The organism is Actinosynnema sp. NPDC049800 (assembly GCF_040656635.1).
Taxonomy (GTDB): Bacteria; Actinomycetota; Actinomycetes; order Mycobacteriales; family Pseudonocardiaceae; genus Actinosynnema.
Window position 1 is genome coordinate 392,749 of sequence record NZ_JBFAMT010000003.1, and the last position, 13,458, is coordinate 406,206.

13 protein-coding genes are annotated in these 13,458 nt (G+C 71.6%); 4 read left to right on the top strand and 9 right to left on the bottom strand.

What is annotated here, in order from left to right; all coding sequences use genetic code 11:
* The first annotated feature begins 22 nt into the window (after positions 1–22).
* The gene (locus AB0I91_RS07165) at positions 23–922 is read left to right on the top strand and encodes an EamA family transporter (protein WP_498780608.1); all 900 of its coding nucleotides are present in this window, start codon (positions 23–25) and stop codon (positions 920–922) included.
* A gap of 451 nt (positions 923–1,373) precedes the next feature.
* On the top strand, positions 1,374–2,354 hold the full coding sequence (locus tag AB0I91_RS07170; RefSeq protein WP_498780606.1) for a pentapeptide repeat-containing protein: 981 nt from the start codon (positions 1,374–1,376) through the stop codon (positions 2,352–2,354).
* Between the two features lie 324 nt (positions 2,355–2,678).
* On the opposite strand, the gene AB0I91_RS07175 is transcribed toward AB0I91_RS07170, so the two are convergent.
* Positions 2,679–4,202 (bottom strand): cobyric acid synthase, encoded by a 1,524-nt coding sequence (locus tag AB0I91_RS07175; RefSeq protein WP_499616602.1) that lies wholly within the window; start codon positions 4,200–4,202, stop codon positions 2,679–2,681.
* Between the two features lie 41 nt (positions 4,203–4,243).
* On the opposite strand from AB0I91_RS07175, the gene AB0I91_RS07180 reads away from it, so the two are divergent.
* The gene (locus AB0I91_RS07180) at positions 4,244–4,942 is read left to right on the top strand and encodes an alpha/beta fold hydrolase (RefSeq protein WP_499616605.1); all 699 of its coding nucleotides are present in this window, start codon (positions 4,244–4,246) and stop codon (positions 4,940–4,942) included.
* On the opposite strand, the gene map is transcribed toward AB0I91_RS07180, so the two are convergent.
* The 8 genes from map to dxr all read right to left on the bottom strand — a co-directional run bounded on the left by map (position 4,929) and on the right by dxr (position 12,944).
* The gene (map, locus tag AB0I91_RS07185; RefSeq protein ID WP_498780601.1) at positions 4,929–5,786 is read right to left on the bottom strand and encodes a type I methionyl aminopeptidase; all 858 of its coding nucleotides are present in this window, start codon (positions 5,784–5,786) and stop codon (positions 4,929–4,931) included. The genes AB0I91_RS07180 and map overlap by 14 nt on opposite strands.
* Before the next feature lie 48 nt (positions 5,787–5,834).
* Positions 5,835–6,242 carry a type II toxin-antitoxin system VapC family toxin gene (locus tag AB0I91_RS07190; RefSeq protein ID WP_498780599.1) on the bottom strand — a complete coding sequence of 136 codons (408 nt, stop codon included), beginning with the start codon at positions 6,240–6,242 and terminating at the stop codon, positions 5,835–5,837.
* Entirely contained in the window at positions 6,239–6,514 is a 276-nt protein-coding gene (locus AB0I91_RS07195; RefSeq protein ID WP_498780598.1) for a type II toxin-antitoxin system Phd/YefM family antitoxin, read from the bottom strand. The genes AB0I91_RS07190 and AB0I91_RS07195 overlap by 4 nt, the downstream gene beginning before the upstream one ends.
* A gap of 33 nt (positions 6,515–6,547) precedes the next feature.
* A complete protein-coding gene (locus AB0I91_RS07200; RefSeq protein WP_499635713.1) occupies positions 6,548–8,362 on the bottom strand; it encodes a penicillin-binding transpeptidase domain-containing protein in 1,815 nt (604 codons plus the stop codon).
* Positions 8,363–8,407: 45 nt separating this feature from the next.
* On the bottom strand, positions 8,408–9,262 hold the full coding sequence (locus tag AB0I91_RS07205; RefSeq protein ID WP_498780595.1) for a GNAT family N-acetyltransferase: 855 nt from the start codon (positions 9,260–9,262) through the stop codon (positions 8,408–8,410).
* 82 nt (positions 9,263–9,344) lie between these two features.
* Positions 9,345–10,502, bottom strand: coding sequence for a flavodoxin-dependent (E)-4-hydroxy-3-methylbut-2-enyl-diphosphate synthase (ispG, locus tag AB0I91_RS07210; protein ID WP_230567648.1), 1,158 nt, complete (start codon positions 10,500–10,502; stop codon positions 9,345–9,347).
* A gap of 23 nt (positions 10,503–10,525) precedes the next feature.
* Positions 10,526–11,722, bottom strand: coding sequence for a M50 family metallopeptidase (locus AB0I91_RS07215; protein ID WP_499635715.1), 1,197 nt, complete (start codon positions 11,720–11,722; stop codon positions 10,526–10,528).
* Between the two features lies 1 nt (position 11,723).
* A complete protein-coding gene (dxr, locus tag AB0I91_RS07220) occupies positions 11,724–12,944 on the bottom strand; it encodes a 1-deoxy-D-xylulose-5-phosphate reductoisomerase (protein ID WP_499616614.1) in 1,221 nt (406 codons plus the stop codon).
* A 155-nt stretch (positions 12,945–13,099) separates the two neighbouring features.
* On the opposite strand from dxr, the gene AB0I91_RS07225 reads away from it, so the two are divergent.
* Positions 13,100–13,366 carry a GlsB/YeaQ/YmgE family stress response membrane protein gene (locus AB0I91_RS07225; protein WP_498780590.1) on the top strand — a complete coding sequence of 89 codons (267 nt, stop codon included), beginning with the start codon at positions 13,100–13,102 and terminating at the stop codon, positions 13,364–13,366.
* The last annotated feature ends 92 nt before the right edge of the window (positions 13,367–13,458 follow it).

Sequence of the window (13,458 nt, forward strand, 5' to 3'; positions counted from 1 at the left end):
GGCACCGCTGAGACTCGGTGGTGTGAAACCACGCCACGTCGCGATCGCGGTGCTCGTCGCCACCATCTGGGGGATCAACTTCGTCGTCATCAAGGTGGGTCTGCGCGACTTCCCGCCGTTGTTCTTCTCCGCGCTGCGGTTCCTGGCCGCCGCCGTGCCCGCGCTGTGGTTCGTCGGCCGGCCCAAGGTGGCGTGGAAGTGGGTCGCCGCGGTCGCGCTGGCGCTCGGCGTGGCCAAGTTCGGGTTGGTGTTCGTCGGCATGGCGGCCGGGATGCCCGCCGGGTTGTCGTCGTTGGTGTTGCAGAGCCAGGTGTTCTTCACCGTGCTGTTCGCGGCCGTGCTGCTGCGGGAACGGCCGCGGCCCGTGCAGCTGCTCGGGATGGGCGTGGCGGCGGCGGGGATCGTGGTGATCGCGTTCGACTACGGGGTCGGCAGCCCGATCTCGGCGTTCCTGCTGGTGGTCCTCGGCGCGGTGGCGTGGGGCCTGGCCAACGTCGCCACCCGGTACGCCCGGCCGCCGGACCCGATCAACTTCATCGTGTGGGTCAGCGCGTTGGCGGTGCTGCCCCTGCTCGGGTTGTCGCTCGTCTTCGAGGGCCCGGCCGCGGACCTGGCCGCGTTGCGGGGGATGGATTGGAGCGGCGTCGGCGCGATCCTGTTCATCGCGTGGGTGTCGACGCTGCTCGGGTTCGGGTTGTGGAACCTGCTGCTGCGGACTTACGAGGCGAGCGCCGTCGTGCCGTTCGCGCTGCTGGTGCCGGTGGCGGGGATGTTGTCGGGGTGGCTGCTGCTGGACGAGGCGATCACGGCGGTGCGGCTCGGGGCGGCGGCGCTGGTGATCATCGGCATGGCGGCGACGACGGTGAAGCGACGTGGGTCGCGTGTGTCGGAACCGGTGCTCGTTGGGGTGGGTGCTCGGTGAGGGTGGTTGGTTGGGGTCGGGCCGGGCCCGGGTCGGGGTCGGGGTCGGGGTCGGGCGTTACTTCCGGCTCGATTTGACATGGGGCCCTTACGGGCACCCCAGGCAGGCCAAAGCCGGGCAGGCCTGGCGGGAAAAGCGTCCGCCAAGCCTGCCCGGCTTCGACCAGCCTATGGCACCCGAACCCATGTCAAATCGGGCCTAGGTGGGTGAGTTGCGGGTCCGTTGTGGGCGGGTGGGGTGAGTGGACTTCGGTGGGTGCGGTGCGGGTCCGTCGTGCTCGGTTGTGCCAGTCGCCGAGCTTCCGGTACGGCGCCAACGCCTCGTCGTAGTGCGCCTCCGCGCCCGATCGCCGATCCGGCTCGCCACACCCGGCGCGAGCTCGTACAGCACCCGGCGGTCGTCCCGATGCGGGCGGTACAGCAGGAAGCTGGCCTTTCTACCGCCCGCATCGGTGATTGACGGCCCGCCGGCGTTCCGCTGGGCTGGAGGTGTGGAGCACCGCGTGCTGTCGGCCAGGACGATCGTGCTCTGGGCGGTCGGGCTCGGGGTGGTGGCGGTGGGGTCCGTGGTGCTCCTGCTGGTCACGCTGGGGTCCGGCGAGCCGCAGGACGGTGTGCGGCTGGACGTCGTCCGCACGGCGTCCAGCATCGTGCTCGGCACGGGCGGTGCGGCGGCGTTGCTGCTCACGGCGCGCCGCCAGCGCTACGCGGAGCTGGACCTCGTGCAGAAGGACCACGACGCGACCGAGCGCCGCGTCACCGAGCTGTACGGCAAGGCCGCCGACCAGCTCGGCAGCGACAAGGCGCCGGTCCGGTTGGCCGGGCTGTACGCGCTGGAGCGGTTGGCGCAGGGCAACCCCGCGCACCGGCAGACGATCGTGAACCTGATCTGCGCCTACCTGCGGATGCCGTTCACGCCGCCGCCGGAGGTGCGGGCCAGGACGCGGATCGGGCCGCGCGACGCGCACCGGTTCCAGGAGCTGGAGGTCCGGCAGACCGCGACCGCGCTGCTGGCCGCCCACCTGCGCCCGGACGAGCCCGAGGCGTTCTGGGCGGGCATCGCGCTCGACCTGTCCAACGCCACGCTGGTCAAGCCCACCCTGACCCGCGCCAGGGTCAGGTCCGCGTCGTTCGCCGGCACCACGTTCGTCGGCCCGGCGGCGTTCCGCGGCACGGAGTTCTCCGGCACGGCCGACTTCCGCGACACGTGCTTCCGCGACCTGGCCGACTTCCGGCGGGTCGCGTTCGGCGACTCGGTGTTCCGGGGCGCGGTGTTCGAGGGCCGCACGGACTTCGGCGTGCACACGACGGCCAAGCTGACCGACGCCCGGACGCGGACCGGTGACGTGCGGCGGAAGTGGCCGGCGGGGTGGGTGGAGCGGGCCGCCGAGCCCGGCTGGGCCGAGCTCGTGCCCGTCGACAAACCCGCTTGACCCGAACGGGCGACGTATCCTCCGGCGAACCACCGGTACCTTCACTGTGTGACTACCCGTGAGCGGAGGTGTGACGTGTGCGCCGTCTTCCGCATGTCCCCCCGCCTGACCGCGGGCATCTAAGCGAGCGTCCACTCGGACCACGTGATTCCTCACGCAGCGATGTGACCGCACGGCCCACGACGGGTCCACGCGGGTAGGTCCGCCCGGCTTGCCGGTCGGGCAGCCGCCCGCCGCCGTCGCCGAGCCGGTCGTCCACGCGACTCCGCCCACCGGTGGCACAACCGCGCGACTTGTCGGTCGCCGCACCGCGGTCGGACGCCGTCAGGCGACAGGTGGCGCACCCGCGGGAGGGATCACCGGAAGTCCCGGTGGCGCGCCCCGCTCCAGCAACGCCCACACCGCGTCGGTGTCGAGGTGGTCGGCGACCAGGTCGCCGAGCAGGTCGAGCTGCGCGGACCGCCGTCCGGCGAAGTCCACGTCCGGCGCGGGGGTGAATCCTTGCCGGCCCGCGTGGCGGGCGGCCCAGCGCAGGAGCGCGCGGCGGAAGCCGTCGTTCTCCAGCAACCCGTGCCAGTGCGTGCCGGCGACCCGGCCGCGCAGGGCGCCCTCCGGCGTGCCGTCCGGTAGGGTGACCAGCCCTTCCTCGGCGTTGCGGGTGACCACGCCGTGGTGGATCTCGTAGCCCGTGACGGGCTCGCCGAACGCGTCGCCCCGTGGCGTGCCCAGCGTCTTGTCCGGCTCGAACCGCACGTCCACGTCGAGCAGGCCCAACCCCGCCACCGCGCCCGCGCGCGACTCCACCGCGTCCTCGATCGTCCGGCCGAGCATCTGGAAACCGCCGCAGATGCCGAGCACCGGACCGTCGTGCGCGGCGATCGCGTCGGCCAGGCCGGTGGTGCGCAACCACCGCAGGTCGTCCACCGTCGCCTTCGAGCCGGGCACCACCACGAGGTCCGCGTCGGCCAGCCGGGACGGCTCGGTGACGAACCGCACGGACACACCCGGCTCGCACGCCAGCGCCTCCACGTCCGTGGCGTTGGAGATCCGCGGCAACCGCACCACGGCCACCCGCAGCCACTGGTCGCCGCACGGCGGCTCCGGCCGGCCGATCACGCCGTCCGCCGCGTAGGACAGGGAGTCCTCCGCGTCCAGCCACAGCTCCTCCCGCCACGGCAGCACGCCGAGCACCGGACGCCCGGTGAGGGCGTTCAGCTGCCGCAGTCCCGGTTCGAGCAACGCCGGGTCGCCGCGGAACTTGTTCACCACGAACCCGGCGACCAGCGCCTGGTCGGCCGGGTCGAGCAGGGCCAGCGTGCCGAACAGGTGCGCGAACACCCCGCCCCGGTCGATGTCGCCGACCACGAGCACCGGCAGGTCCGCCGCCCGCGCCAAGCCCATGTTCGCGATGTCGTTCGCCCTGAGGTTGATCTCGGCGGGCGAGCCCGCGCCCTCGCAGACGACCACGTCGAAATCGTCGCGCAGGCCGTCCAGCGTGGTCAGAACCGTGGCGAACAGCTCGGCCTTGCGCTCGCGGTAGGACAGCGCGGACACCTCGCCGACCGCCCGACCCAGCACCACGACCTGCGAGCTGCGGTCGCCGCCCGGCTTGAGCAGCACCGGGTTGAACCGCACGCTCGGCGCCAGCCCGCACGCGGCGGCCTGCACCGCCTGCGCGCGGCCGATCTCGCCGCCGTCGGCCGTCACGACCGAGTTGTTGGACATGTTCTGGGCCTTGAACGGGGCCGTCTTCACCCCTTGCCGCGCGAGCCACCTGCACAGACCGGCCACCAGCACGCTCTTCCCCGCGTCCGACGTGGTGCCGGCCACCAGCAACGCACTGCGCACAATGTCCCCTCGTGTCGGTCCCGACTGACATCATCCACGGCATGGTCGACGTCCCCCCCACCGCGGTCCTGGTGCACAGCCCCTACCTCGGGCCCGCGAGCATGCGCCCGCTCGCCGACGCGCTGGCCCGACTCGGTCACCCCGTGGTGCTGCTCGACCTGCGGGTGACGGTCAACGCCGCGCCCGTCCACCAGCGGCTGCTCGGCGTGTTCGCCGACGCGGTGGAGGACTCCCTGGTCGAGGGCGACCTGGTGCTCGTGGGGCACAGCGGCGCCGGTCCGCTGCTGCCCGCGTTCGCCGACGCCCTGGAGACGCCCGTGCGCGGGCTGGTGTTCCTCGACTCCGACCTGCCCACGCCGGGCCGGAGCTGGCGCGACGACGCGCCCGCCGAGCGGATGGCGCACCTGAAGGCCATCTCGCGGGACGGGCTGATGCCGCGCTGGGACCTGTGGTTCGCGCCCGAGGCGCTGTCGGCGATGGTGCCGGACGTGCGGCTGCTGGAGGAGATCGTGGCCGAGGCGCCCGAGGTGCCGCTGGCGTTCCTGAAGGAGCCCCGGCCCACCGTGGCGTGGACCGGGCCGTGCTCGTACGTGAAGCTCAGCCCCGCCTACGACGCCGCCGCCTCGGCGGCACGCGGGCTCGGCTGGCCCGTGGTGGAGCTGGACAGCCACCACCTGGGCGCGGTGACCTCGCCCGACGAGGTGGCGCAAACCCTGGTGCCGCTGCTCAGCAGACGGTGAGGATCTCCGCGCCGTCCGCGGTGACCACGATCGTGTGCTCGAACTGGGCGGTCCAGCTCTTGTCGCGGGTGGTGACCGTCCAGCCGTCGTCCCACAGGTCGTGCTCGATGCCGCCGAGGGTGATCATCGGCTCGATGGTGAACGTCATGCCCTCTTCGATCACCGTGGGCACGTGCGGCGCGTCGTAGTGCAGCACGACGAGGCCGCTGTGGAAGGTGCGGCCGATGCCGTGGCCGGTGAAGTCGCGCACCACGCCGTAGCCGAAGCGGTTGGCGTAGGACTCGATGACGCGGCCGACCACGTTGAGCTGCCGTCCCGGCTTGACCGCCTTGATGGCGCGCATGGTGGCCTCGTGCGTGCGCTCGACCAGGAGGCGGGCTTCCTCGCTCACGTCGCCGGCCAGGAAGGTGGCGTTCGTGTCGCCGTGCACGCCGCCGATGTAGGCGGTGACGTCGACGTTGACGATGTCACCGTCCTCGACCACGGTCGTGTCGGGGATGCCGTGGCAGATGACCTCGTTCAGCGAGGTGCAGCAGGACTTGGGGAAGCCGCGGTAGCCGAGCGTGGACGGGTACGCCCCGTTGTCGCACAGGAACTCGTGCGCGACCGCGTCGATCTCGTCGGTGGTCACGCCGGGCACGATCACCTTGCCCGCCTCCTGCAACGCCTGCGCCGCCAGTCTGCCCGCGACGCGCATCGCCTCGATCACCTCGGGCGGCTGCACCCAGGGATCGGTGTTGCGCTTGGGTTCGGGTCGGTCGACGTACTCGGGCCGCTCGATCTGGGCGGGCACCGGACGGCGCGGGGACAGCACACCTGGCTGGAGGACGGCACGCACGGACATGCCCTCCAGATTACGGCTCAGCGTGACGGGGCATGCGCCACGTGTCCGTTACGCGGTCGGTTCAACCGTTCCGGGCGAGGCGATCGGCAGCCCCATCTCGTCGGCGGCGGTCAGGAGTCGCTTGTCGTAGGCCACGAACGCGTCCAGGTCCACGCGCAGGCGCAAGGCCGACGCGAGGTGGATCGCGTCGAGCGACTTGAGCGGCAGCGGCAACGCGCCGGCCGCGTCCAACAGGTCCATGGTCATGGTCATCTGGTCGAGCTCGACCAGGATCAACGTGGCTTGCCTGATCGCCTCGTCGCCCTCGGCGCGCACGGCGCGGATCAGCTCGACCCTGGCGAGCGAGCTGCTGACCAGCCGGGCACCGGCTCGGTCGTCCAGCCAGGTGCGCAGCGCGGAGGTCTCGGCCTCGGTTCGCACCAGTTTGGCCAGTGCCGAGGTGTCGAGGTAGATCACCAACGCTCCTCGTCCCGCATCTGGCGCAGCACTTCCGAGATCGGCGTGCCGGACGTGGCGGGCAACGGTTCGGGCAACCGCCCACCTCGGCCGCGGAGCAGCTCACCGTTGGCGACGAGCTGGTCCCGCAGACTCGACGCCCCGTGCTGAGGAGGAACGATCTCGGCGACCACCCGACCGTGATCGGTCACCGCGATCCGTTCCCCGGCCTCGGCCCGCCGCACGTACTCACTCGCGTGGTGGCGGAGTTCACGAAGTCCGACCTGATCCATGTGAAACACGGTATCACATTGATGTTGGACCGTTCAGCCCAACGCGGCCAGGAAGCGGGCCGAGGCGTCGACCGCCGGCGCGGAGCTGTTCGTGCCCAGGAGCAGGGTCGCGAACGCGATGTCGCCGCGGTAGCCGACGAACCAGCCGTGCGAGTTCGTGCCGTCGCCGAACTGCGCCGTGCCCGTCTTGCCCCGCACGTCCCCGTACGGCTTGAGCTGCGGCGCGGTGCCGGTTTCGACCACTTCCCGCATCATCGCCCGCAACGGCTCCAGCACGGCGGGCGCCGGTGGGGTCGGGGTGTGGTCCACCTTCGTCTCCCGGCCCTTCAGCAGCGTGGGCACCGGCATCTTGCCCGTCGCCGTCGTCGCCGCCACCAGGGCCATGCCGAACGGGCTCGCCAGCAGCTTGCCCTGGCCGAAGCCGTCCTCCGCCCGCTCCACCACGTCGGTGGCGGGCGGCACGGAGCCGGTGATCGTGGTGATCGCCGGGATCTCGAAGTCGACCCCGAGGCCGAACGAGTCCGCCGCCTTGGTCAGCGCGTCCGGCGCCATCCCGGCCGCGAGCTGCGCGAACGTCGTGTTGCACGAGAACGCGAACGCCGAGTGCAGCGGGATCGTGCCCTTGTCGAACTCGTGGTCGTTCGGCACGACCCGGCGACCGTCGATCACCGCCTTGCCCGGGCACGGCAGCGGGCTGTCCGCCGTCGCCTGCCCGGACGACAGGGCCGCCGCCGCCGTCACGATCTTGAACGTCGACCCCGGCGGGTAACGGCCGCTCAGCGCCATCGGGCCCTCGGCGTCGGCCGCCTCGTTCTGCGCCACCGCCAGGATGTCGCCGGTCGACGCCTGCAACGCCACCAGCATCGCGGCCTGCGGTACGGGCTCCAGCGCGTCCTCCGCCGCCACCTGCACGCCCCGGCTCAACGCGGTCGAGATCGCCTGCGCGGGCTCCGGCGCCTGCTCGTGCAGCGTCTCCACCTCGTCACCGGCCGCGTTCACCGTGTAGACGCGCAGCCCGGCCTTGCCCGCGATCTCCTCCTCCACCGCCTTGCGCACGGCGGGCAGCACCTGCGAGCCGAACGTGCGCGACGGCGCCAGCAGGCTCGTCTGCGTGGTGAACCGGACCCCCGGCAGCTCGTAGATCGCGGGCTTCACGGTCCGGTAGTCCGCGTCACGCAGCGCGGCCACCTGGTAGACCTGCCCGGCGGGGACCTTCGACACCCCGTCCATGATCGCCACCTGGGTGATCGCCGGGTCGATCGGCGTCAGCGCCGCGGCCAGCGCGCCGGCCACCGCGCCCACGTCACCGGCCTCCTGGGCGTTGAGCAGGATCGACACGACCTGCTCCGGCGCGAGCAGCGGCGTGCCGTCGCGGTCCAGCACGGGCGCCAGCGCGGGCTTCACCTCGGCCACCCCGAGCGACTGCTGCACGGCGAGCTTCGGGTGCACGACCGAAGGCGCCCAGTGCACCTTCCAGTCGTCCTCCTCGCGCCGCAGGTCGAACTTCGTCTGGTAGCTCCACGCGTGGTCGTGCCCGAGGTCCCAGTCCAGCTGCGCGGTCGCGTCGGCGGTGGTCGACTCGCCCGCCGAGCGCACCTGCTCGACCTTGGTGGTCAGCCCCTTGGGCTTGAGCACCTCGTGGACCTTGCCCAGCACGTCCTTCGCGCCGCCCGGGTCGTCGGTCAGGCCGGCCGCGCCGTCGACGTCGCCCGCGGCGAGCTTGGCCAGGAAGTCGCCCGCCACCTGGTCCGGGCCGGGACGGGACGAGAACAGGCCGCAGCCGCTGACGAGCAGCAGGACCACCCCGGGAAGGACCAAGCGGGACAGGGACGGCTTGCGCGCGATCACGGCGCCGAGTATGCCCGGTGTGACCGGCCGCACGCCGCGACGGTCTCAGAACAGCACGGTCGCGTACTGGCCGACCTGGGAGAACCCGATCTTGCGGTACGCCGCCTTGGCCACGTCGTTGTAGGAGTTCACGTACAGCGACGCGGTCCGGCCCAGGGTCCTGACCAGGCGTTCGGCCACCGCCGCGGTGCCCGCCGCGCCGATGCCGTGCCCGCGGCGGTCCGGCCGCACCCACACGCCCTGGATCTGGCCGACCTGCGCCGACATGGCCCCGATCTCGGCCTTGAACACCACGTCGCCGCCCTCGAACCGGGCGAACGCCCGCCCGCTCGCGATCAGCTCGGCCACCCGCGCCCGGTAGGACACGCCGCCGTCCTCGGCGCACGGGTCGACGCCGACCTCCTCGATGAACATGGCGATCGCGGCGGGCAGGTACCGGTCGAGCTCGTCGGGCCGGACCGGCCGCACGAGCGGGTCCAGCGGGATCGCCGGGCTGCCGCCCAGCGCCATCAACGGCTGGTCGGCGCGCACCTCGCGGGCCGGTCCCCAGTCCGGGGACAGCTCCTCCCACAGGCCGAGCACCTGCTCGGCGGGCCCGACCAGCGACGAGCACATGCGGCCGCGGCGGCGGGCCCGGTCGGCGAAGCCGCGCAGCGCCTGCGCGTTGCCGCGCAGCGGGATGAGGTTCGGGCCGGCGAAGCACAGCGCGTCGACCCGGCCGCCGCGCAGCGACCGGTGGTCGTACGCCCACACCTCGCCGCCGAGCCGCCACGGGTCCAGACCCGCGACCTCGACCCGTGCGGCGACCATGCAGGACGCCACCGGGTCGGCCGCGAGCACGGCGAGGACCTCGGTCAGGTCCCGCTCGTCGAGCAAGCGCGCGCCAGCCAACCTCAGCACGCCGTCAAGCCTGCCAGATCCACCGCGTTACCCGCGCGTCCGCCACCCGCTCAGCCGACTGCCGGCCCACTCCCGACTGCCCTCAGCCGACCGTGACGACCGGTTCGCCGCCCTCGGCGGTCTCGCCCATCTCCTCGGCGATCCGCATCGCCTCTTCGATCAGGGTCTCCACGATCTGGTGCTCCGGCACGGTCTTGACGACCTTGCCCTTCACGAAGATCTGACCCTTGCCGTTGCCGGAGGCGACCCCGAGGTCGGCCTCGCGCGCCTCACCGGGCCCGTTCACCACGCAGCCCATCACGGCGACCCGCAGCGGCACCTCCATGCCCTCCAGACCGGCCGTGACCTGCTCCGCCAACGTGTAGACGTCGACCTGGGCGCGGCCACAGGACGGGCACGACACGATCTCCAGCTTGCGCGGGCGCAGGTTGAGCGACTGGAGGATCTGGTGCCCGACCTTCACCTCCTCGACCGGGGGAGCCGACAGCGAGACGCGGATCGTGTCCCCGATGCCCTGCCGCAGCAGCGCGCCGAACGCCACCGCCGACTTGATCGTGCCCTGGAACGCCGGGCCCGCCTCCGTCACACCCAGGTGCAGCGGGTAGTCGCACTGCTCGGCCAGCAGCTCGTAGGCCCGGATCATCACCACCGGGTCGTTGTGCTTGACCGAGATCTTCAGGTCGTGGAAGTCGTGCTCGGCGAACAGCGACGCCTCCCACAGCGCCGATTCGGCCAGCGCCTCCGGCGTCGCCTTGCCGTACTTGGCCATCAGCCGCGGGTCCAACGACCCCGCGTTCACGCCGATCCGGATCGGCGTGCCGTGGTCGCGGGCCGCCGCCGCGATCTCCTTGACCTTGTCGTCGAACTTCTTGATGTTGCCCGGGTTCACGCGGACCGCCGCGCACCCGGCCTCGATCGCCGCGAACACGTACTTCGGCTGGAAGTGGATGTCCGCGATCACCGGGATCTGCGACTTCTTCGCGATCGCCGCCAGCGCGTCCGCGTCGTCCTGGGACGGGCACGCCACGCGCACGATGTCGCAGCCCGCCGCCGTCAGCTCGGCGATCTGCTGGAGCGTGGCGTTCACGTCCGCCGTCACCGTCGTCGTCATGGACTGCACGGACACGGGGAACTCACTGCCGACGCCCACCGAGCCCACCATGAGCTGGCGGGTCTTGCGCCGTTCCGACAACACCGGAGGAGGCATCGCCGGCAGGCCGAGCATGACGCCGTCACTCATGGACTACGCACCTCTCACTGTGATCACTGGAAGAGCTTGATCGGGTTGACGATGTCCGCGGTGATCGTCAACAGCGTGACCGATCCGCCGACGAAGATCACGAAGTAGGTCAGCGGCAGCAGTCGCAGGTAGTTGACCGGTGCGCCGTCCGGAAGACCGCGGAGCTTCCGGATCCAGTTTCGCACCCGTTCGTACAGGTTGACGGCGATGTGACCACCGTCAAGCGGCAGCAGCGGCAGGAGGTTGAACACACCCACGAAGAAGTTCAGGCCCGCCAGCATCAGCCAGAACAGCTGCCACAGGCCCCGGTCGACCGCCTCGCCGCCGAGCCTGCTCGCGCCGACCACGCTGACCGGGCTGTCGATGTCGCGCTCGGCGCCGCCGATGGCCTCGATCACGGCCGGGATCTTCTTCGGGAAGTTGATCAGGCCGCGCCAGGTGTTCTCGAACATCGTGCCGGTGAACTGGGTCGCGCCGCCGATCGCGGTGAACGCGTTGTACTCGAAGTTGCGCTGCTGGATGACGCCGATCGCGCCGACCTCTTCCTTGTAGCGCGTGCCGTCCTTGCGCTCCATCTCGCGCTCGACGCGGGCGACGTCGGCGGTGAGGGTCAGCTCACGGCCGTCGCGCAGCACCTTGAACTCCGTGGTGCCGGTCCGCTCGCGGGTCTTCGTCAGCACGTCGGCCCACGTGGGCGTGGCCGCGCCGGCCACCGCCACGATCTCGTCGCCCGCCTGGAAGCCCGCGTCCTTGGCCGGCGACGGCGCACCGGGCGCGCACTCGGCGTCGGTGCTGTTCTGCACGCACGGCGCGACCTCGGCGATCATCGCGCTGTCGCGCAGGTTCGGGATGCCCATGGTGAAGGCCATGAAGTACAAGATGACGAAGCCCACGATGAAGTGGGTGATGGAGCCCGCGGACAGGACCACCACGCGCTTCCAGGTCTTCTGCCGGTTGAACGCGCGGTGCCGGTCCTCCGGCGCGACCTCCTCCAGCGCGGTCATGCCCGTGATCTCGCAGAAGCCACCCGCCGGGATGGCCTTGAGGCCGTACTCGGTCTCGCCGCGGCGGAAGGACCAGATCTTCGGCCCGAACCCGATGAAGTACCGGGTCACCTTCATCCCGAACATCTTCGCGGTGGCCAGGTGGCCGAGCTCGTGCAGCGCGATCGAGATGCCGATGAGCAGGGCGAACAGCAGAATGCCCAGGAAAACGAGCACGTCAGTCCCTTCCAGACCCCACCGAAGTGGCCACGAGTTCCCGCGCCCGCGCCCGGGCCCATTGCTCCGCCGCGAGGACTTCGTCGACGTCGACCGGCTCGTGCGCCCAGCCGTCCGCCTCCGCGAGCACTCCTGCCACAGTGTCCACGATGGAGGTGAACGACGTGCCGCCGCCGAGGAAGACCGCGACCGCTTCCTCGTTCGCCGCGTTGTAGACCGCCGGCAGGCAGCCACCGCCGGAGCCGGCCTGCCTGGCGAGCCTCACCGCCGGGAACGTCTCGTCGTCCAGCGGCTCGAACGTCCACGCCGTCGCCACGTCGAAGGTACACGCGGCGGCGGCGCCGGGGATCCGGTCTGGCCAGCCCAGCGCCAGCGCGATCGGCAGCTTCATGTCCGGCGGGCTGGCCTGGGCGAGCGTGGAGCCGTCGGTGAAGGTGACCATCGAGTGCACGATCGACTGCGGGTGCACGACCACGTCGATGCGGTCGTAGGGCACGCCGAACAGCAGCTGCGCCTCGATCAGCTCCAGCCCCTTGTTGACGAGGGTGGACGAGTTGACGGTGATGACCGGCCCCATCGACCACGTGGGGTGCGCCATGGCCTCACGCGCGGTGACGTCGGCGAGGTCCGCGCGGGTGCGACCGCGGAACGGGCCGCCGGAGGCGGTGAGGACGAGCTTGGCCACCTCGTCGGGCCGGCCGCCGCGCAGGCACTGGGCCAGCGCGGAGTGCTCGGAGTCGACCGGCACGATCTGGCCCGGCTTGGCCGCCTTGAGCACGAGCGGACCGCCCGCGATCAGCGATTCCTTGTTGGCCAGGGCGAGCGTCGCGCCCGCTTTGAGGGCGTGCAGCGTGGGCGCCAGGCCGATCGAGCCGGTGATGCCGTTGAGCACCACGTCGGCCGGGGTGGAGTCGACCAGGTCGGTCATCGCGGTCGGGCCGGCGAGGATGCGCGGCAGCTTGAACGCGCCCCGCGCGTAGCCGCGCTTCTGCGCCTCGGCGTAGAGGGCGAGCGTGACGTCCTCGACCGCGGTGGCCCGGGCCACGGCCACGGCCTGGACCCCGAACTCGACGGCCTGCGCGGCGAGGGCGGCCGGGTCCGCGCCGCCGGCGGCCAGTCCGACCACGGTGAACCGGTCGCGGTTGGCGGCGATGACGTCGAGGGCCTGGGTGCCGACCGACCCGGTCGACCCGAGTACCAGGACCGTGCGTGGTGTGCTCATCACCGCCCATTGTTCCCGAGCCGACCTGATAGCCCGCACAGCGGTACTTGGATAACGGAACGGTAACGAGGGCGTGGTATCACTCGAACGTGGGCATTCCTCGATCAAGCGCCCCGACGGATCCCCCGTCGCGGCCATCAGGAAGGAGAGCCCCCGTGGGCATCTTGGGTTGGATCGTCCTCGGCCTCATCGCGGGTGCCATCGCCAAGGCCATCATGCCAGGTCGGGACCCCGGCGGCATCATCATCACGATGCTGCTCGGCATCGTCGGCGCCATCATCGGCGGTTTCGTCGGCCAGGCGATTTTCGGGACCAACATCAACACGTTCTTCGACCTGAGCACCTGGCTGCTCGCCATCCTCGGCTCGCTGATCGTGCTTGGCGTCTACCGCATGGTGACCGGTTCCCGAGCCAGGGCATGACGTCGTCCGGAACAACTGACCACTCGGGGTGGGGGCCCCCCGGGCGCCCCACGGGGCCGCCCCCGCCCCCCCACAGCAAGACCCCCCCCCCC